Annotated in this window: 1 rRNA gene; it reads right to left on the reverse strand. The window is 52.5% G+C overall.

Going from position 1 to position 202, the window contains the following annotated elements:
- Positions 1-28: 28 nt before the first annotated feature.
- Positions 29-202: ribosomal RNA gene (locus C7I36_RS17145) — 23S ribosomal RNA — on the reverse strand; the annotation flags it as partial.

The following is a 202-nucleotide window of genomic DNA, read 5'->3' on the forward strand; positions in this document are numbered from 1 at the left end:
CAAGTCTCTCACACTTCTTGGGTGTTGTATGGTTAAGCCGCACGGGGCATTAGTACAGGTTAGCTTCACGTCTCGCAACGCGTCCACACCCTGCCTATCTACGTCTTAGTCTCAAACGGCCCTTCAGAGGTTTCAAGAACCTAGGGATGACTCATCTCGGGGCTCGCTTCCCGCTTAGATGCTTTCAGCGGTTATCGATTCC

The organism is Zobellella taiwanensis, from assembly GCF_003012795.1.
Lineage (GTDB): Bacteria > Pseudomonadota > Gammaproteobacteria > Enterobacterales > Aeromonadaceae > Oceanimonas > Oceanimonas taiwanensis.